14 protein-coding genes are annotated in these 18,598 nt (G+C 74.2%); 8 read left to right on the top strand and 6 right to left on the bottom strand.

All coding sequences use genetic code 11. The features are described from left to right. Positions 1-78: 78 nt before the first annotated feature. Positions 79-2,847: an AAA family ATPase gene (locus tag AB0P06_RS27525; protein ID WP_363611869.1), complete on the bottom strand. Its 2,769-nt coding sequence runs from the start codon at positions 2,845-2,847 to the stop codon at positions 79-81. A gap of 325 nt (positions 2,848-3,172) precedes the next feature. On the opposite strand from AB0P06_RS27525, the gene AB0P06_RS27530 reads away from it, so the two are divergent. From AB0P06_RS27530 to AB0P06_RS27555, 6 genes are all read left to right on the top strand, one after another. After that, on the top strand, positions 3,173-4,240 hold the full coding sequence (locus tag AB0P06_RS27530; RefSeq protein ID WP_363611871.1) for a hypothetical protein: 1,068 nt from the start codon (positions 3,173-3,175) through the stop codon (positions 4,238-4,240). Positions 4,241-4,548: 308 nt separating this feature from the next. Further along, positions 4,549-6,423, top strand: a complete 1,875-nt coding sequence (locus AB0P06_RS27535) for an amidohydrolase (RefSeq protein ID WP_363611899.1) — start codon at positions 4,549-4,551, stop codon at positions 6,421-6,423. A gap of 68 nt (positions 6,424-6,491) precedes the next feature. Continuing rightward, positions 6,492-7,154: a hydrolase gene (locus AB0P06_RS27540; protein ID WP_363611873.1), complete on the top strand. Its 663-nt coding sequence runs from the start codon at positions 6,492-6,494 to the stop codon at positions 7,152-7,154. Positions 7,155-7,202: 48 nt separating this feature from the next. Continuing rightward, the gene (locus AB0P06_RS27545) at positions 7,203-7,727 is read left to right on the top strand and encodes a DoxX family protein (protein ID WP_363611875.1); all 525 of its coding nucleotides are present in this window, start codon (positions 7,203-7,205) and stop codon (positions 7,725-7,727) included. Then, entirely contained in the window at positions 7,708-8,427 is a 720-nt protein-coding gene (locus AB0P06_RS27550; RefSeq protein ID WP_363611877.1) for a YoaK family protein, read from the top strand. The genes AB0P06_RS27545 and AB0P06_RS27550 overlap by 20 nt, the downstream gene beginning before the upstream one ends. Before the next feature lie 111 nt (positions 8,428-8,538). After that, complete coding sequence (locus AB0P06_RS27555; protein ID WP_363611879.1) at positions 8,539-9,462, top strand: glyoxalase; 924 nt, start codon at positions 8,539-8,541, stop codon at positions 9,460-9,462. A 43-nt stretch (positions 9,463-9,505) separates the two neighbouring features. Here AB0P06_RS27555 and AB0P06_RS27560 read toward each other — a convergent pair whose 3' ends face one another. The 3 genes from AB0P06_RS27560 to AB0P06_RS27570 all read right to left on the bottom strand — a co-directional run bounded on the left by AB0P06_RS27560 (position 9,506) and on the right by AB0P06_RS27570 (position 14,451). After that, on the bottom strand, positions 9,506-10,546 hold the full coding sequence (locus AB0P06_RS27560) for a helix-turn-helix domain-containing protein (RefSeq protein WP_363611881.1): 1,041 nt from the start codon (positions 10,544-10,546) through the stop codon (positions 9,506-9,508). Between the two features lie 49 nt (positions 10,547-10,595). After that, positions 10,596-11,567: a helix-turn-helix domain-containing protein gene (locus tag AB0P06_RS27565; protein WP_363611883.1), complete on the bottom strand. Its 972-nt coding sequence runs from the start codon at positions 11,565-11,567 to the stop codon at positions 10,596-10,598. A 157-nt stretch (positions 11,568-11,724) separates the two neighbouring features. Continuing rightward, on the bottom strand, positions 11,725-14,451 hold the full coding sequence (locus AB0P06_RS27570) for an AAA family ATPase (protein ID WP_363611885.1): 2,727 nt from the start codon (positions 14,449-14,451) through the stop codon (positions 11,725-11,727). A gap of 350 nt (positions 14,452-14,801) precedes the next feature. Between AB0P06_RS27570 and AB0P06_RS27575 the strand changes: the two genes are divergently transcribed. After that, entirely contained in the window at positions 14,802-15,728 is a 927-nt protein-coding gene (locus tag AB0P06_RS27575) for a hypothetical protein (RefSeq protein WP_363611887.1), read from the top strand. Next, positions 15,725-17,107 (top strand): cytochrome P450, encoded by a 1,383-nt coding sequence (locus AB0P06_RS27580; protein WP_363611889.1) that lies wholly within the window; start codon positions 15,725-15,727, stop codon positions 17,105-17,107. The genes AB0P06_RS27575 and AB0P06_RS27580 overlap by 4 nt, the downstream gene beginning before the upstream one ends. Before the next feature lie 31 nt (positions 17,108-17,138). Here AB0P06_RS27580 and AB0P06_RS27585 read toward each other — a convergent pair whose 3' ends face one another. Both AB0P06_RS27585 and AB0P06_RS27590 read right to left on the bottom strand, forming a co-directional pair. Then, on the bottom strand, positions 17,139-17,348 hold the full coding sequence (locus AB0P06_RS27585) for a hypothetical protein (RefSeq protein ID WP_363611891.1): 210 nt from the start codon (positions 17,346-17,348) through the stop codon (positions 17,139-17,141). Next, positions 17,345-18,505 carry an inorganic phosphate transporter gene (locus AB0P06_RS27590; RefSeq protein ID WP_363611893.1) on the bottom strand — a complete coding sequence of 387 codons (1,161 nt, stop codon included), beginning with the start codon at positions 18,503-18,505 and terminating at the stop codon, positions 17,345-17,347. The genes AB0P06_RS27585 and AB0P06_RS27590 overlap by 4 nt, the downstream gene beginning before the upstream one ends. Positions 18,506-18,598 lie beyond the last annotated feature (93 nt).

Consider the following 18,598-nt stretch of genomic DNA (forward strand, 5'->3'; position numbering starts at 1 on the left):
TTCGGTTCTCCTGTCGTCGCCGAGTACGTGACGGTGCGCCAGCCGACGTTAGAGCAGGCCCCCGGGCGGTCGCTTCCGTCATTCGACGTAGTCCGGCCCGGGCCCCGGCGTCTCCAGCCGGTCGAGCGCGTCACGCAGGGCGGCCCGGGACGTCACGCCGAGCTTCGGGAAGAGCTGGTGGAGGTGGGTGGAGACGGTACGCGGGGACAGGAACAGCCGCTCGCCGATCTCCTTGTTGGTGAGGCCGGCCGCGGCCAGGTGCGCTATCTCCCGCTGCTGGGGCGTCAGCGGGACGCCGGAACCGGCCGACCCGCCGTCCCGGTGGCCGCCGGTGGCGCGCAGTTCCTGAGCCGCCCGCTCCGCCCACGGGGTCGCACCCAGCCGCCGGAAGGTGTCGGCCGCGGCCGACAGGTGGTACCGGGCCAGGGCCGCCGCCCTCGCGCGGCGCAGGTGCTCACCGTAGTAGAGGTGGATCCTGGCCAGATCGAAGGGCCAGCGCTCGGCGCCGTCCACGGCCAGGGCCTGCTCGAAGCCGGCGGCGGCCTCGTGGTCGTGCCGGGCTGCCAGCGCGCCCGAGGCGAGGAGGACCATGCCCAGTCTCGGCGAGACGGCCGCCAGGCCGGCCTCCCGGGCCGCGGCGACGTGGGCGAGGGCTTCCTCGCGTCGACCGCTGCGCGCCGCGGCCTCCACCAGATCGAGGACCGCCCACAGCGCGTGCCCGGCGAAGGGCGCGAACGATCCGGCCGGCGAGATCGCGCACGCATGGTGGTAGGCCCCGTCGAAGTCGCCCTGCGACAGCGCGATCAGCGTCCTGACGTGGGCGGCGTAGCAGCGGACGGCGTGGCCGCGGCGGGATCCGGCCCACTGGTCCAGCCGGTCCGCGAGCCTCCCGGCCGTCGTGAAGTCGGCGCAGGCCGCGGACACGCAGGCGAGCAGGAACTTCCCGGTCCAGGAGCGCAGCGGGTACTGCAACTCGTCGCACAGGTCCAGACCGTGGCCGACCACCTCGCGGAGCTCCGGCCACTGCCCGGTGAACCAGGCGTGGCTGCCCCACAGGAACGACGCCTGGATGGCGGTGAAGCTGTTCTCCCCGGTGCGACCGCCGCGAGCGGTGTGCCGCAGCGGTTCGTCCATGGCGCCGAGCCGGTCCGCGTAGGCGCCGGCGGTGGCGATCCGCACGATCCGGACCGGGTCGGACGTGCCGGGCAGGGCCGCGATGGCGGCGTCGAGCCGGGCCCAGTCGGACGGGCGGGCGCGGGCCGGGTCGGCGAAGGTGGCCCGCAGCAGGCGCAGGGTGTCGGGGACCGCGACGCACTTCGCCACCGTGTCGTCGAAGTCCGCCCACAACTCGCCCCGGCCGCCGTGGACGCACACCATCAGCAACGTGGACAGCGCTTCCAGCAGCGTGGCGTCGCTCAGGTCGTACGGCTCGGGCAGCAGCGTGATCGCGCCGTGCAGCAGGCGGTGGGCGGTGTCGATGTCCCCGTAGCTGTTGAGCAGGTACATCGCGGTGGCCACCGCGGCGGCCGGCGAGGCCGTCTCCGGGGCGGCCTGCCGGGCGGTGTCCAGCAGCCGCGGCACCTCACGCAGCTCGCCGGTGAGGTTCGCGCCGACGTACGCGGCCTTCGCGAGCCGTCGGGCCTGTTCCGCCCCGGTCGGGCTCAGGTCGGCGGCACGGACCAGGGCCGCCACCGCGTTCGGGCCGTCGCCGCGGCGGGCACCGACGTCGGCGGTCTCCTCCAGGAGTGCCGCGATGCGTTCGTCGGGCTCGACCGCGGTCTGTGCCAGGTGCCGGACGCGTTGCTCGGGGACCGCGCTCCACGCTTCCGCGAGCGCCCGGTGCACATGACGCCGCTGATCGCTGGTCGACAGGTCGACGACCGCCGATCGCACGAGCGGATGCCGGAACTCCAGCCGGCCGGTCGTCTCGTCGACGCGGACGAGTTGTCCGCGCTCCGCCGGGGCCAGGTGCTTCAGGTCGCACCGCCCGGCCACCGCCCGGCGCAGCACCAGCAGGTTGCCGGTGCCTTCCAGGGCCGCCACGAGCAGGAGGTGCCGGGTGACCGCCGGCAGGCCCCTGATCCGCGAGGCGAACGCGGCTTGGAGGCGCTGGGTCAGCGGAAGGCGGTTCGGCAGAGCCCGGGACGCGGCCCGTTGCGCGTCGGTGAGGGTGGTCGGAAGCTCCAGCAGCGCCAGCGGATTGCCCTCGGCCTCGGCCATCAGGCGCCGGCGGACCCGTGGGGCCAGCGCCGGGAAGCGCCGGGTGAGCAACTCCTCGGACGCGGACTCGCTGAGCGGACCCAGTTCGTGCAGGGGAAGTCCGCCGTGGTCGAAGAAGCTCTCCTCCCCCGGCCGGACCGCACAGACCATCCCTGCGCCCGTTCCGGGCAGCCGGCGCGCCACCCGCCCCAGGACGACGGCGCTGGCCCCGTCGAGCCACTGCGCGTCGTCCAGCACCATCAGCGTGGGCCTGGTGGCCGAGAGGGAGACCGCCAGGCGCAGCAGCGCCCGCGCCACCTCCTCATGCCCGGGCGCCGTTCCCCGCTCCAGGCCGACGGCCGCGGCGAGGTCCGGTGAGTCCGCGGCCGCCGCCCGGCACTCGGGCGTCGATGTCACCAACTGCCGCAGGGCGCTGTAGCCGACCTGCGCCCGGTACTGCGCGCCCGCGGTCCGCAGCACCCGTATCCCGGCGGCCTCGCCTGCCCGGGCCACCTCGGCGAGCAGCGCCGTCTTCCCGACGCCCGGCTCCCCCACCATCACCAACGCCCCGCCGACGCACGGGAGATCGGCCAGGAACTCGCCGAGCCGCCCCACGTCGTACTCGCGACCGACCAGTGTTTCGTTCATCCCCCAAGTCAATCGCCCGGAGGACGACGCCACCGGGAAATCGGGCACGGAGGGGCGTCGATCGTCACTGGCACCCGGCGAGTCGACGTACGGCGGCCAAGGGCCTCGGAGGTGCTCAGCAGCTCATGGTCGTCGGGCGCGAAGCGGTGACCGCCCGGACGGCCGCCGCGTGCCTGCGGAGGCAAGCCTCCGTGCGCTCTCAGCACCATCGCGGGCGCCGCGCGTCGATAGCGTGCCGGGTGCCGGGCGGAAATCCCCACCACGGCGTCCCCCCGCGCCCCGGCCAGGCCTCGCCCCGGCGCGCACCGATGAGGGAGATGGTCCGATGGGATCGGAACGCACCCGGAACCTCCGTGCCGTAGCCGCTCGCACGCCGCGCGCGGTGGGGACGGCGCTGGCCGGGCTCGCCCTGGCGGTCGGTCTCTCGGCCTCGCCGGCCGCCGCGGCGACCGAGGGCAACTGGATCAACGAGGGCGGCTCCGCGAGGTCTCCCGAGGCGCTGTCGGCCGTCTGGTACGGCGGCCAGGTCTTCGAGGTCACTCGCGGGGAGGACAACCGGATCTGGTCGCGCTACGGGGGCGGGGCCTGGCAACCGGTGCCGGGCAATGCCCACACGCGGCACCGGCCCGAGGTGGTGTCCTTCGCCGGGGACAGCCCCACCCGGCGCCTCATCGCCTTCCATGTCGGCGACGACGGCTTCGTGTACTACAACGTCGTCCAGGACCTGAACGCCAACCGGTGGTCCGGCTGGACCCGGATCGACAGCGCCCTCAGGACCTACGGCGAGATCAGGGTGATCAGGGGCCCCGGCCAGATACTCCTGTCGACCGTCGTGAACAACCGCGTCTACGACCAGGAGATACGGGGCTCCCTCGGCCAGCTGCACTTCACGGGCTGGATGCCGCAACAGGAGCCCCGCGTCTGGTCCCTGGACTCCACCAACAACTTCACCTTCACCACCGGGGAGCAGGAGTTCTACGCCGCACGCGGCCTGACCAACCGCGTCTACCTCGCCCGTACGTCCCCTCGGAACCGCGCCAACGCCCACTACACCGAACTGCCCGGCGGCGGGGAGTGCGAGTCGGTGGCGATCGGCCGCGGGGGCGATCCCGCACACCTCGCGACCAGCGCCTTCGACCCGGGCTACGCCGCCCAGCAGAACATGGCGATCGGCTGCATCAGCCCCAACGACCACCAGCTCTACCTCAACCGCTCCTCCGACGGCGGCAACAACTGGTCCGGCTGGGCCCACAGTTCCGGCGGCCCCTCCCCCTCCGGCGCCGCGCCCGAGATCCACGGCTTCCCCGGCGGCGAGGTCTTCGCCGTGCTGTCCTGGGGCAGCGAAACCGCGCCCTTCAAACGGCACATGATCGTGATGAAGCGCGTCATGTGACACCCGCCCAGAGCCGGGTTCGGCACCCGAGGCCCACCCTCACTCGGCAGCGTTCCCCACGCCGAGGAGGCCACCCCGGAGCTGGCGGCCTTCCTCGCGAAGCGACCGCCCGTGCACGGTCGCCGCTCCGGCCGACCGGTGCGCTCCGGGACCGGAGCCGGTGCGCTGTGGGCCAAGTCCGGCACCCGTCATACACCTAACGTTTCGTCAGGAATCCGTCGGGCCCGTCCGGTTCGAACTCCTTGCCCCGCCGCCCTCGCCGTGCGGCGGTCCGACCCCCCATCACAGGAGGCTTCGAGGTGCCTGCAATGCCGGTCGGCGGGCTGGTCCCCCGCGCCGTCGGGGACGCCGCCGACGTCGTCGTCCGCAACGCGAGGATCCACACCGGAGACGTCCGCCGTCCGCGGGCCGGCGCCCTCGCCATTCGCGACGGCCTGATCACCGCCGTGGGGGACGACGCGGACGTCGCCCCGGTGACCGGACCGTCCACCACCGTCGTAGACGCGCTCGGCCGCCGCGTGGTGCCCGGCCTCAACGACGCGCACCTGCACGTGATCCGGGGCGGCCTCAACTACGTGCTGGAGCTGCGCTGGGACGGCGTCACCTCGCTGCGCCACGCCCTGGCTATGTTGCGCGAGCAGGCCGCCCGCACCCCCAGGGGGCAGTGGGTGCGCGTCGTCGGCGGCTGGTCCGCCGAGCAGTTCGCCGAGCGACGGCTCCCCACGCCCGCCGAACTGAACGAGGCCGCGCCGGACACCCCGGTGTTCGTCCTCCACCTCTACCAGTCGGCGATCCTCAACCGCGCCGCGCTCAAGGCCGCCGGCTGCACCAGGGACACCCCGGACCCGAAGGGCGGGCAGATCGTCCGGGGGCGCGGCGGCGAGCCCAACGGCATGCTGCTGGCGGCGCCGAGCGCCCTGGTCCTCTACTCCACGCTCGCCAGGGCCCCGGCACTGGAGGGCGAGGACCGCGCGACCTCCACCCGGCACTTCCTGCGCGAGCTGAACCGCTTCGGGCTGACCTCCGCGATCGACGCCGCCGGCGGGTTCCAGAGCTTCCCCGAGAACTACGCCACGGTCACCGAACTCGCCCGGGACGGCCTGCTCACGCTCCGCATCGCCTACCACCTGTTCCCGCAGACCCCCGGCCAGGAGCTGGACGACCTCACCCGCTGGACCGAGACGGTCCGTCCCGGGGACGGCGACGCGTGGCTGCGGCTGAACGGCGCCGGGGAGAACCTCACCTGGGCCGCCGCCGACTTCGAGAACTTCGCCGAGCCTCACCCCGAACTCGGGCCCTACGAGGTCGAGTTCGAGAAGGCCGTCCGCCTGCTCATGGAACACGGCTGGGGCTTCCGGCTGCACGCGACGTACGACGAGACGATCCGGCGCGACCTCGCGGTCTTCGAGAAACTCGCCGCCGAAGGGCTCTTCCCCGCCGGGAACCGGTGGCTCTTCGACCACGCGGAGACCGTCTCCCGGGACAGCCTCGACCGGATCGCGGCGCTCGGCGGCGCGCTCTCGGTGCAGAACCGGCTGTCCTTCCAGGGCGAGGTGTTCACCCGCCGCTACGGCCTCGGCGCCGCCGCCGAGGCACCGCCGGTCCGCGCGATGCTGGAGCGCGGCCTGACCGTGGCCGCCGGCACGGACGCCACCCGGGTGTCCTCGTACAACCCCTGGGTCGCCCTGCACTGGCTGGTCTCCGGCCGTACGGTCGGCGGCCCGGCGATCCGGCCGCCGCACAACCGGGTGGACCGGGCGACCGCGCTCGCGATGTACACCACGGCCGGCGCCGCCCTCACCGGCGAGCAGAACGTCAAAGGTGTGCTGCGGACCGGCTGTTACGGCGACCTGGCCGTCCTGACCGACGACTACTTCACGGTGCCCGAGCAGGACATCCCGCACATCGAGTCCCTGCTGACGGTCGTCGGCGGCCGGATCGTCCACGCGGCGGCCGAGTACGAGGGCATGGACGAGGAACTCCCGCCGGTCAGCCCCGCCTGGAGCCCGGTCGCCCACTTCGGCGGCTACCAGGTCTCCGGCCGTACCTCCGGCACGGGCGCCCGCCAGGCGGAGCTGCTCGGGCAGGTGGTCGCCGAGTCCGAGCTGCACCACCGGTGGCGGGTCGCGCGCGGCCAGGCGACCGAACACCACCAGCCGTTCGACCCCTGCTTCCTCCTCTGACCTCCTCCCCCGGCCCCGCGCGGGATCACCGCGCGAAGGAGCTACCGACAATCCGAAGGGACCCCGTCATGGTCGACCTCACCCAGGTCAGCGCCACCCCGAGCCCCGACCTGCTGACCCCCGGCAACGCCGTGGTGCTGTTCGTGGACCACCAGCCGCAGATGTTCTTCGGCACCGGCAGCGGCGACCGCACCGCGATCATCAACGCCACCGTCGGCCTCGCCAAGGCCGCTCGGGCCTTCGACGTGCCGACCGTCCTGACCACCGTCGCCTCCGAGTCCTTCTCCGGCCCGCTGCTGCCGCAGCTGGCGGCGGTGTTCCCCAAGGCCGAGATCCTCGACCGCACCTCGATGAACGCCTGGGAGGACGAGGCGGTCGTCGAGGCGGTCAGGGCCACCGGGCGGAGCAAGGTCGTCATAGCCGGCCTGTGGACCGAGGTCTGCCTGGTCATGCCCGTGCTGTCCATGATCGACCAGGGCTACGAGGTCTACGTCGTCGCCGACGCCTCCGGCGGCGTCTCCCCGCAGGCCCACGAGCACGCCGTCCAGCGGATGAGCCAGGCCGGCGCGGTACCGGTCACCTGGGTACAGGTACTGCTGGAGCTCCAGCGCGACTGGGCGCGGACGGAGACCTACGGCGTCGTCACGGAGATCGTCAAGGAGCACGGCGGCGCGTACGGCCTCGGGATCGTCTACGCCCAGGCCGTCATCGGCGAACACGCCGCGGGCTGACCGGCACCACCGACACCGCATCAGGACAGGGACCAGGGACAGGACACGATGGACACCGGACTGCTGATCCTCCGGGTGGTGGTGGGCCTGCTCATCGCCGGACACGGAACACAGAAGGTGAGCCACCGCCTCGGCGGCCACGGCCTCGCCGGCGGGACGGAGGAGTTCCGGCACGACGGCTTCCGCGGCGGGACGCTCACCGCGCTCGCCGCGGGCGCCGGGCAGATCGGTTCGGGCCTGTTCCTGGCCCTGGGCGCGCTCACGCCGCCGGCGGCCATGGTCGCCATGGGCGTGATGACGGTGGCGATCACCGTCAAGCTGCCGCACGGCCTCTGGGTGCAGGACGACGGCTACGAGTACCCGCTGGTCCTGGTCGCCGCCACCGGAGCGCTCGCCCTCACCGGCCCGGGCCGCTGGTCCGTGGACCACGCCGTCGGCCTGACCGTCTGGCCGCTCTGGCTGTCGGCCGCGGCCGCCGTGCTCGGTCCGGCCGGCGGGCTGCTCACCCGGGCGGTCCTGCACCGTCCGCCGGTGTCGGAGGAGGCGGCAGCCGTTGCGCGCCCTGCTGACTGACGCCCTCCGGACCCTCGCCCCACCGCGCACCGACCGGCACGGACCGCTGCCGCCGCTGATGCTGCTGCTGACGGTGGCCACCGGAGTGGTCGACGCGGTGAGCTACCTCGGCCTCGGGCACGTGTTCGTGGCGAACATGACCGGCAACGTGGTCTTCCTGGGGTTCGCCCTGGCGGGGGCCTCGGGCCTGTCGGCGACGGCCTCGCTCGTCTCGCTGACGGCGTTCCTGACCGGTGCGCTCGCCGGCGGGCGGCTCGGCAGCCGGCCGGCGGCCCACCGCGGACGCCTGCTGGCCCTCGCCACCGGCCTCCAGACGGTCCTGACGGCCGCGGCGACCGCCACCGCCGCGGCCGGGGGCGCCGGCTACGCCCTGATCGTCCTGCTGGGCCTCGGGATGGGACTGCAGAACGCCGTGGCCCGGCGGCTCGGGGTGCCCGACCTGACCACCACCGTGCTCACCCTCACCCTGACCGGCCTGGCCGCGGACCCGACACCGGCCGGGGGCGCGGCACCGCGCCGGGGGCGTCGGATCCTCTCCACGCTGGCCATGCTGCTCGGCGGCGCCGCGGGCGCGGCGCTGGTCCTGCACGGGCACCTCGCGGTGGCCCTCGGGCTGGCCTCACTGCTGCTCCTGACCACGGCGCTGATCGCCCACCGGGTCTCGGCCCCCGATGCCCACTGGGCCCCGCCGACGACCTGAGCGGTTCCGCGCCGCCCGCACCATCGATCGACTCCTCCGACCAGCGACAGACCCGCGCCCGGTGCCCGGCACAGCGGACGCCGGGCGCGAACGACGACCGGGAGGTCCCCCATGACGCAGGGCTTCGTCCGACGGGTGGTTCCGTTGGTGGCCGCGATCGCCGCGCTGACGGCGGTCCCCACCGCCTCGGTGGCCCAGAGTGCCCCGACCGGGCCGCCGGGCCCGCACCGGCAGCTCGCCGTCGGCCCGCAGTACGACTCCACCCACGTGTACGTCGCACCGGGCACGGAGCAGGAGTTCGTGTCGAGCTGGGTGTCCACCTTCGGGGGCACCACGATCGGGCCGGTCTCCACCCAGGTGACCCCGACGCCCAGCCGCACCCTGTCCGAGCTGGTGCTCTCCCCGGTCGGCACGCTGTCGGTGTTCGACTACACCACGCCCGTCCCGTACCCGTTCGGCACCGAGCGCACCGGCTGGCTGGTGACCGACCTCGACCGGGCGGTCCGGACCGCCCGGGCCGACGGCGCGGCCGTGACCGTGGCACCGTTCGCCGACCCGATCGGCCGGGACGCCGTCGTCCAGTTCCCCGGCGGGATCAGCGCCCAGCTCTACGTGCACACCACCCCGCCGTCCTACCCCGATCTGGCCGACGTGCCGGAGAACCGGCTCTACCTGTCGCCGGACGCGGTCGGCGCCTTCCTGCGGAGCTACCTCTCCTTCACCGGGGGCCGGATCGTCTCCGACGACCGGAAGGCCGACGGCGCCTCGACCGGTCTGCCCGGGACGACGTACCGGCTCCTCCGCCTCACCTCCGGCTTCGGCACCACGACGGTCACGGTGACGGACGGCCACCTGCCGTACCCGTTCGGCCGGGAGCTCACCGGCTACGGCGTGCCCGACCTCGGCGCCACCCTGGACCGGGCCAGGGCCGCCGGCGCGTCGGTGCTCTGGGGTCCGGTCTCGGCGGGCGGCCGGGACAGCGCGATGGTGCGGTTCCCGGGCGGCTACGTCGCGGAGATCCACACCGACCGGTGAGAGGCGACCGCCGCCGGCCCCGCACAGCCGCGCGGCCGGCGGGTCACACCGCGACGCCGAATCCGGACGAGGAGGGGTTCCGCCCCGGCGCGGGACCCGCGAGCAGCAGGCGCACGGGGCCCGGCGCGGGGCCCGCCCAGGTGACGGCCTGCCACTCGCGCGGGGACATCCCGTAGACGGCCCGGAAGGCCCGGCTGAAGTGGCTGGCGCTCACAAACCCCCAACGCCCGGCGACCGCCGCCACGGTCGCCCGCCGCGCCGTCGAACCGACGAGGTCCCGCCGGCACATGTCCAGCCGCTGACGCTGGATCCAGCGGGCCACCGTCACCCCCTCGAACCGGAACAGCTTGTGCAGGTACCGCACCGACACGTGGTGGACGGCCGCGATCCGCTCCGGTGAGAGGTCCGGGTCGCCCAGGTGGCGCAGGATGTGGTCCTTCACCCGCGCCAGGGTGGCCAGGGCCGCCTCGGGCGCCTCCGGGACCGACCGGCCGCGGCGCTCGTGGGCGAGCACGGCGAGCAGGTCCAGGGCCGTGGTGGCGAGCCGGCCGGCGAGACATGGCTCCAGCGAGTCGGCCGACCGGGAGAGGCCCTCCAGATAGGCGGCCACCAGCGCGGCGGTGCCGCCACCGGTGTCGAAGGCCGTCCCGGTGAGCACCCGCAGGTCCTCCTCGGAGACGCCCACGGCCGACCGCGGCCAGTGGAAGGCCGTGAAGACGAAGGGCTCCGGCAGTTCCTTGGCGAACGGCCGCCCGGCGTCGGAGATCGCGAAGGTACCCGGCCGCAGCTCCACCTGGTGGCCGTCCTGGACCAGCCGGGCGGTACCGCGGTGCTGGAGCGCCAGCGTGAGGTGGTCCTCGCCGCCGCGGGCGATCAGGCCCGCGCCGCGCTCGACCCGCTGCGGGCCGGCCCGCACCAGGGAGACCTGCAGGGAGCCCAGGCGGTGGCTGGTGATGGTCGCGGGGGCGGGCTCGCTTTCGAGCAGGGCCACGTCGAGCGGGATGAAGGTGCGGCAGACCGCCTCGTGCCAGTACTCGGCGCGGTCGGCGGGCGGTACCCCCGCGGTGTCGACAACGACGGACATCGGTCCTCCTCAAGCGGCTGCCACCCGGACAGCCGGTCCTGTCCCGGCGTCAGCCGGCCTCGTCGGTCCGGAGTGCGCGCCACTCCCGCGGCGAGACGCCGTAGGCGGCCCGGAAGGTCCGGCTGAAGTGTGTCGGGTTGACAAAGCCCCACCGCTGGGCGACGGCCGACACGGTCGGCGCCGTACGGCCGCGACGGCCCAGCTCACGGGCGCACGCCTCCAGCCGGCGCCGCTGGATGAACCGGCTCACCGTCACCCCCTCGCCCTCGAAGAGCCGGTGCAGGTACCGCACGGAGATGTGGTGGGCGTCCGCGATCCGCTCGGGCGACAGCTCCGGATCACCCAGGTGCCGGTCGACGTACTCCCGTACCCGCCGGACCAGGTGCTCGTTCGGACCGCCCCGCCCGTCGGCCACCCGTCCGACGGCCAGCTGGGCGACGAGCGTGCTCAGCAGGTCGGCGACGCTGCCGGCCAGCCGGTCGCCGACCGGAGCGGAGTAGCAGTGCGCGGAGACGGCGAGCGTGCCGAGGAAGGGCAGCAGCACCGACCCGCAGCCCTCCGCCGGGCCGACGGCCGCCCCTGCCGCGAGCCGCAGGTCGCGTTCCGGCACGCCCAGCAGCCTGCGCGGCAGGTGGAACAGGTGGGTGCGGAACCGCTCCGGGTAGTCGACGGAGTACGGTCGCGCCGTGTCGTACAGGACGAGCCCGCCCTCCGGCACCTCCACCCGGCGCCCGTCCTGCTCCAGTACGGCCCGGCCCGCCACCTGCACCCCGACCCCGACCCGCGGTTCGGACCGCGGGGCTCCCGCGATCAGCGCCGCCGTGCGCGAGACCCTGGCCGCGTCCGCCTCCAGGGTCGAGATCCCCACGTACCCGAGCCGGTGCGACACCAGAAGTCCGTCGAAGGGCCGCCCGGAGAGCGGGACCACCTCGACCGGTACCAGTGTCCGCGACATCGCCCCACTCCAGAACGCCGCCTTCCCGTCGTCCGGCACCGACGCGGCCGTCACCTGCGAGTCCACCTGACCGCCCTTCCTCCCGAAGCCCTCCGCAGTCAGCCTGGCCCCCGGGCGGGGCGGCCCGTTAGGTCATCTGACTGCCTCGTCCTGCCTCGGTCGCGGTGGTGTGCCGCGGACCGGCCCGGTGCCCGGGAGTGGCGGGGCCGGGCAGCCCGGCGGGTCAGCGGGTACCGAGGGCATGGGCCAGCGCGGCCCGTGAGGTGATGCCGAGCTTCGGGAAGATCTTGTAGAGGTGGGCCCCGACGGTGCGGGGCGACAGCTGGAGCCGTCGGCCGATCTCCTTGTTGCTCAGGCCGGTCGCGGCCAGGCGGGCGATCCGCAGCTCCTGTCCGGTCAACCCGGACGGCTCCGTGCCCGGTCCACCCGGCGGCAGAGCGACCGGGTCGCCCGCGGCCCGCAGCTCCTCCTCGCACCGCTGCGCCCAGGGATCCGCCCGGAGACGGCGGAACACGTGGTGTGCCACCCGCAGCACCGTCCTGGCCCCGGACCGGTGGCGCCGGCGGAGCCACGAACCGTGGGCGAGCCGCAGCCGGGCGAGGTCGAACGCCCACTGCTCGGCGCCCGGCACGTCGTACGCGGCACGGTAGGCGGCCTCGGCCTCGTCGTCCTCGGCGGCCAGGGCGGTGGCGGCCGCGAGCAGGAAGGCGTGGTGACCGGAGATCTCTGCGGAGCGCGCCGCCCGCCCCGCCGCGACGTGCGCCCGCGCCTCCTCGCGCCGGCCGGTGTGCACGGCGGCCGTCACCAGGTCGAAGACCAGCGCGTGATGCCAGGGCGGGCCACTGGGCAGCCGCCCCGGCGGGGTGATCTCGCAGAAGTGCGCGTACGCCTCCTCGTAGTGCCGGTGGGCGAGTGCGGCCAGGCCACGCAGGTGGGTCAGGCGGTCGAGGACGAACCGCATCCGGGCACGCGTGGCGGTCGGCCTGATAATCCGGTCGATCTCCCGCAGCCCGGTCTCGTCGCCCCGGCCCGCGAGGAAGTGGGCGTAGTACTGACGGAACATCAGGGCGTTGCAGTGGTAGCCGAGTTCGTCCGCCGCCTCGGCCTCGCGCAGACAGACGGCCGCCCGGTCCCAGCGGCCGAGCAGAAAGTCATGGTGGCACTTGGCCTTCGCCACCGCGCCCTGGGTGGCGTAGCCGTGCAGTCCGGCGAAGCGCTGCCACAGATCGCCCTCGGGGCAGTCCAGCGCCGAGGCGGTCCACAGCAGGAGCCAGGCCACACCGGCCTCCTGCTCCTCCGTCATGCCCTCGGCCACCGCCACCAGCGCGGCCGCCATGTCCGGGCCCGGATCGGTCCAGGCCCGCAGGCAGAGCCGGCCCGCCTCGGACACGTTCTCCCGGTGCCGTTCGAGGGCCCGCCACGCGCAGGGATCATCCGTGTAGGTGGCGGCCAGCAGCAGCTTGAAGTAGACCTGCTCCACCAGCCCGCCGAAGGGATCGGCGCCCGGTACCGTCAGCGTGTCGAGGGCTTCGGGCAGCAGTGCGGCGGACGACTCGAAGCCGACGTGGTGACTCTGGTCGGCGTAGACCACCGCGTACGCGAACAGTGGCGCGACGTCCGACGGAACCGTACTGGCCTTCAACTCCCCCACCAGGGAGACGGCGTGGCGCAGCTGCCCGCCGCGGGCCGCCATCACCGTGGCCCAGGTGAGCCGGCGGGCGCGATCACAGGAGCTGGTGCTGAGAACGGCGGCGCGTTCGAGCAGGAGCGCGCCCTCCGCGTCGCCGCCGCGGCGGGCGAGGTCGCGGCCGGCCTCCTGAAGGCGGCGCGCGAGGCCGTCGTCCGGTGACAGCGCGGCCGACGCCTCGTGGACCAGCCGTCTGGGGTCCTCCGGTGCGAGGGAACCGGCGAGGGTCCGGTAGGCCTCCCGCCGCTCGGCGTCCGAGGCCGCCGAGATCACCGCGGTGCGGACCAGGGGATGCCGGAACACCAGCCGTCCGGCCGCGTCGAGCCGGGCCAGCCCGGCCGCCTCCATCCGTTCGAGGGGCACCCGTACGTCCTCGCCCGCGACGGCACGCAGCCACGCCTCGCTGCCGAAGTCCGTGCCGGTGGCCAGCGCGCCCAGCAGAAGGAGGCGGCCGGCCTCCGGCGTCATCGCCTCCAGCCGCCCGGCGAACATCCGCTCCAGCTTCCGCCCCAACGGCAGCTGGTCCGGCAGCGGAGCGGCCCCCCGCCGCTGGGCTCCCGTCAGTTGCCGGGGCAGCTCCACCAGCGCCAGGGGATTGCCGGCCGCCTCCGCCAGGACCCGGGCCGTGGTGGCCGCCGCCAGTTCGGGGTAGCAGGTACCCAGCAGGAGGGCCGCGTCCGCCCGGGACAGGGGCGGTACGTCGACGGTTTCGGCCGACCACGTCCGCGCGGCCGGGCCGTCAGGGCGGCTGGCACCGGCGATCACCAGTGGCAGCCCGGCACCGCGCCGGTGGAGGAAGGCGAACACGGTCGCACTCGACGAGTCGGCCCAGTGCAGGTCGTCCAGGAGCAGCAGCACGGGGGCGGTCCGCGTCACCTCGTCCAGCAGGGCCAGGGCCGCGGCGCCGGCGGTGAATCCGCTCGGCGTGCCGGCCCGGGCACCGAACGCGCTCTCCAGGGCGTCCCGTTGGTGGGTGGACAGGGCCTCGGACCGCTGAAGCGGCGACCAGAGGGCCTGGTGGAGCGCCCCGAACGCGAACTCCGCCTCCGCCTCGGCCCCCACCGCCCGCAGGACGGTGAACCCGCGCTCGCGCCCCTCGCGCTCCGCCCAGGCCAGCAGCGTGCTCTTTCCGACGCCGGCCTCGCCCCGCAGCAGTACGGTGGAACCGCCCGCGCCGTCCTTCGCCCGCACCAGGGCCGCGGTCAGCAGCTCCGTCTCCCGACGCCGCCCGACCAGGGCCGGGCCCCGCCCGTCTTCCAGCACTCTCGCCCCCCGGGTCCGCCCAGCTCGCTCTGCGGGCACCTAAGGTTACCGTCCGTCAGAATCCTTGGTCACGGATTCGGTTGTCGCCTGGAGCGGGGAGATGAGGCGCAACCATCGGACGGCGGTGCGCCGAGGGTCAACAGCGGATGCGCGCAGAGTCCATCGCGCCGCCCCGCGCCGGACTAGTTTCGGCCTCCCGCGCACGTCGGGCGGCCCCACGCGATCACCGCGGGGAGCGGAACCCGGCTGCGACCCCCCACCAGACGAAGGCCGGCAGAGCAGTGACCGATCTCCACGACGGGCAACCGCACAGCGCCCCGGACGAGTTGTGGTGCCCCTACCCCTCCCTGATGAACCCCCACGCCGACCGGGCCGACCGGCGGAGCCTGGCCTGGCTGGCGCGGCACCGGCTGCTGGAGGGGCGGCCGGAACAAGCTGAACGGATCGGCCGCCAGCGCAGCGGCCACCTGGCCGCGCGGACCAATCCCGAGGTGACCGCCGAGATGCTGCGGCTGCTGTCCGACTGGTACGTGTGGCTCTTCGCCTTCGACGACGGGTACTGCGAGGACCGTGAACGCGGCAGCCGGCCCGGACCGTTGGCCCTGACGACCGCCCGGCTGGCGCGGGCGCTCGACGCCGTACCGGCCCCCGCCGAGGCGGGTGGACCGGTCGACGCCTACGCGGTGGCGCTGCGGGAGATCCGGGACCGGGTCGGCGCGCAGGCGTCGCCGTCGCAGCTGTTCCGGTGGGAGTCCACGGTCCGCGACTACCTCTCCGCGCAGGTGTGGGAGGCCGCGAACAGGGAGGCGGGAGTGGTCCCGGGGCCGGCCGAGTACGTGGCCATGCGCCGCCACGCCGGGGCGACGTACACCTGCCTGGCCCTCGTCGACGTCGCGGCAGGCTACGAAGCGGCGCCGGCCGAAACGGACGGCCCCGCCCTGCGCAGGCTCAGGGACATCACCGCGAACCTGGTGAGCTGGGACAACGACCTGTACTCCCATGCCAAGGAGACGACCGGCGATCAGGGCCGCCACAACCTGGTGGAGGTCCTCGCCCGGCACCACCGGTGCTCGTCGGCCGCGGCCCGGGAGCTGGCCGTCGCCATGCGCGACGCCGAGATGAGCGCGTTCGTCGAGCTGAGCGAGGCCGTCAGCACCGACGGCGGTGCCGCGGCCGCGGCGTACGCGCGCAGTCTCGGCCTGTGGCTGCGAGGGCACATCGAATGGTCCCGGAGCACCTCGCGATTCGACGTGCCGGCACCCGGGGCAAGCCGGTGAGGCCCGGGAACGACACCCCCGGCACCTCCGACACCTCCGGCAGCTCCGACAGCGGCGGCGCGCCCTGCGCGGCGGGCCGGCTGCCCCTGCTCGGGCATCTGATCCCGTTGCTGACCCGTCCGATGCCCTTCCTCCAGTCACTGGCCGACTACGGCCCCGTGGTGCGAATCCACCTGTGGCGGCGGCCGGTTCACGTGCTCACCACGCCCGAGCTCGTGCACCGGCTGCTCGTCCAGGACGCCGCGAAGACCGAGAAGGGCTTCGTCTTCGACAAGGCCCGCGGACTGCTGGGGAACGGACTGTTCATCTCCGAGGGCGCGTTCCACCTCCGCCAGCGGCGTCTGGTCCAGCCGGCCTTCCACCGCGACAGCATCCGCGGGTACGCCACCGTGACGGCACGCCGGGCGGCGTCGGAGGTGTCCCGCTGGGAGCCGGGCCGACCGATGGCGATCGGCGAGCGGATGCACGAACTCGCCCGGGACATCGTGGTGGAGGCGCTGTTCGCCACCCACCTCGGCAGTGCCCGGAAAGCCCGGATCGACCGGGCCGTTCCCGTGGTCCTCACGGGCTTCGTCCAACGAGCGCTCTACCCCTCGGCCCTGTTGGAGAAGCTGCCTCTTCCGGCCAACCGGCGCTTCGACGCGGCGGTCCGGGAACTGCGCGCCGTGGTGGACGACATCGTCACACACACCGTCCCCCGCCAGGGCCCGGACGGCACCCTGCTGGACCTGCTCCTGACCGCCCGGGACGAGGGGACGGGGCGGGCCATGGAACCGGCCCAGGTACGGGACGAAGCGGTCTCGCTGCTCCTGGCCGGGACCGAGACGACTGCCACCGCACTCGCCTGGCTGTTCCACGAGCTCGCCGCGCATCCCGGGCTGCAGGACGAGTTGAGCGAGGAGGTGTGCGCCGTCGCCGCCGACGGCTCCGTGGCCTGGAGCGACCTGCCACGCCTGCAACGTACGGGGCACGCACTCAGCGAAACCCTCCGGCTCCACACCCCCAACTGGATCCTGATGCGCCGGACGGTGGCCCCGCTGCAGTACGCCGGCGTGCGTCTGCCCCCGGGGGCGGAGATCCTCTTCAGCCCGACCGCGCTGCACCGGGCCCCGCGGATCCACCCCGACCCCATGCGCTTCGACCCCGACCGCTGGCGGCGGCCCGGGGACCACGCGTCACGCAAGCTGTTCATCCCCTTCGGCGCGGGCCCCCACAAGTGCGTCGGCGAGTCCTTCGCCTGGACCGAAATGCTCGTCATCGCCGCGGCCGTCCTGGCCCGCTGGCGGCTCCGGCCGGCCGAGCCCGTCCGCCTCCGGGAGACCACCACCTCGGCCACCGTCCGCCCACGGGGCCCGCGGCTCATCATCGATCCGCGATGACGGACGGTCCTGTTGCTGTCGGCCGGACCGTTCAGCGGTGGTTGACGATGACCGAAATGCCCCAGCCGATCGCGGCGAGTACTGCGGCGAAGCACAGGCCGGCGACGGCGTGGCCGCCGGTCCGGGCGGGTGGGTTGAGGGCGCGCAGGCCGATGGCGAACAGGGCCGGCAGGCCTGCGCCGGCGAGCAGGCCGACCGCGACGATCTTCCACAGCGCGGCCAGGTTGATCCAGGAGTTCACCAGGTGACCTTCTCCGTGTCCGGGGCCGGGGCCGGGGCCACCGAACCCGTCCATGCGGCGTTGACGTTCTCCGGTGTCACGGCGGGGTGGCGGGAGGCCGCGAAGAAGGCGACCGAGGCCAGCACCAGCGCGATGAAGATCACCACAATGCCCGGGGTCCCGCCGATCCAGTGGGCGGCCCAGTAGGCCGCGGCACCGACCACGGCGGAGCTCGGCAGGGTGGACAGCCAGGCCACCGCCATCCGGCGGGCGATGTGCCAGCGCACCACGGCGCCTTTCCTGCCGACCCCCGAGCCCAGGATCGACCCGGTGGCCACATGGGTGGTGGAGAGCGAGTAGCCGAAGTCGGTGGAGGAGAGGATCACGGCGGCCGAAGCGGACTCGGCGGCCATCCCCTGCGGCGGCTCGATCTCCAGGAGCCCCTTGCCCAGCGCCCGGATGACCCGCCAGCCGCCGAGGTAGGTGCCCAGGGCGATCGCTGTCGCGCAGGATGCGATCACCCAGGTCGGGGACCTGGCCCCGGTGTCCAGGGTGCCGTTGGCGATCAGGGCCAGCGTGATGACGCCCATGGTCTTCTGCGCGTCGTTGGTGCCGTGGGCGAGCGAGACCATGGAGGCCGAGCCGACCTGGCCGAGCCGGAAGCCGCGCCCGCGCGGGCGTTCGGGCACGCCGCGGGTGAGGCGGTAGACGAGGTAGGTGCCGATCGCGGCGACCGTGCCGGCGATGAACGGAGACAGCGCGGCGGGCACGATCACCTTGGAGACCAGGCCCTGCCATTTGACGGCGGAAGCGCCGGCCGCGGCCATCGTCGCCCCGACCACGCCGCCGATGAGCGCGTGCGAGGAACTGGAGGGGATGCCGAGGAACCAGGTGGTCAGGTTCCACAGGATGCCGCCGACCAGGCCGGCGAAGACCACGGTCAGGGTCACGCCTCCGCTGTCGACCAGGCCGCCGGCGATGGTCGCCGCGACGGCGGTCGACAGGAACGCGCCGACGAGGTTCAGCACCGCCGAGACGGCGACCGCGACGCGCGGGCGGAGTGCCTCGGTGACGATCGAGGTCGCCATGGCGTTGCCGGTGTCGTGGAATCCGTTGGTGAAGTCGAAACCCAGCGCGGTGGCGACAACCAGCGCCAGGACCGCGTCGTTGCCGGTCACGGGCCCGAACCTAGCCCGTCGGTCGTACCGGTCCGGCCCTGGGGGGGGCCCGCGCGCCCGGGGCCCCCCCGGGCCCCCCCCCCCCGGACCCAA

Source organism: Kitasatospora sp. NPDC088351 (assembly GCF_040685575.1).
In the GTDB taxonomy this organism is placed as follows: domain Bacteria; phylum Actinomycetota; class Actinomycetes; order Streptomycetales; family Streptomycetaceae; genus Kitasatospora.

What these genes read in the sequence shown, in the direction of transcription:
- AB0P06_RS27525 (WP_363611869.1), bottom strand. Translation starts at nt 2,847, where the DNA reads ATGAACGAAACACTGGTCGGTCGCGAGTACGACGTGGGGCGGCTCGGC.
- AB0P06_RS27530 (WP_363611871.1), top strand. Translation starts at nt 3,173, where the DNA reads ATGGGATCGGAACGCACCCGGAACCTCCGTGCCGTAGCCGCTCGCACG.
- AB0P06_RS27535 (WP_363611899.1), top strand. Translation starts at nt 4,549, where the DNA reads ATGCCGGTCGGCGGGCTGGTCCCCCGCGCCGTCGGGGACGCCGCCGAC.
- AB0P06_RS27540 (WP_363611873.1), top strand. Translation starts at nt 6,492, where the DNA reads ATGGTCGACCTCACCCAGGTCAGCGCCACCCCGAGCCCCGACCTGCTG.
- AB0P06_RS27545 (WP_363611875.1), top strand. Translation starts at nt 7,203, where the DNA reads ATGGACACCGGACTGCTGATCCTCCGGGTGGTGGTGGGCCTGCTCATC.
- AB0P06_RS27555 (WP_363611879.1), top strand. Translation starts at nt 8,539, where the DNA reads ATGACGCAGGGCTTCGTCCGACGGGTGGTTCCGTTGGTGGCCGCGATC.
- AB0P06_RS27560 (WP_363611881.1), bottom strand. Translation starts at nt 10,546, where the DNA reads ATGTCCGTCGTTGTCGACACCGCGGGGGTACCGCCCGCCGACCGCGCC.
- AB0P06_RS27575 (WP_363611887.1), top strand. Translation starts at nt 14,802, where the DNA reads ATGAACCCCCACGCCGACCGGGCCGACCGGCGGAGCCTGGCCTGGCTG.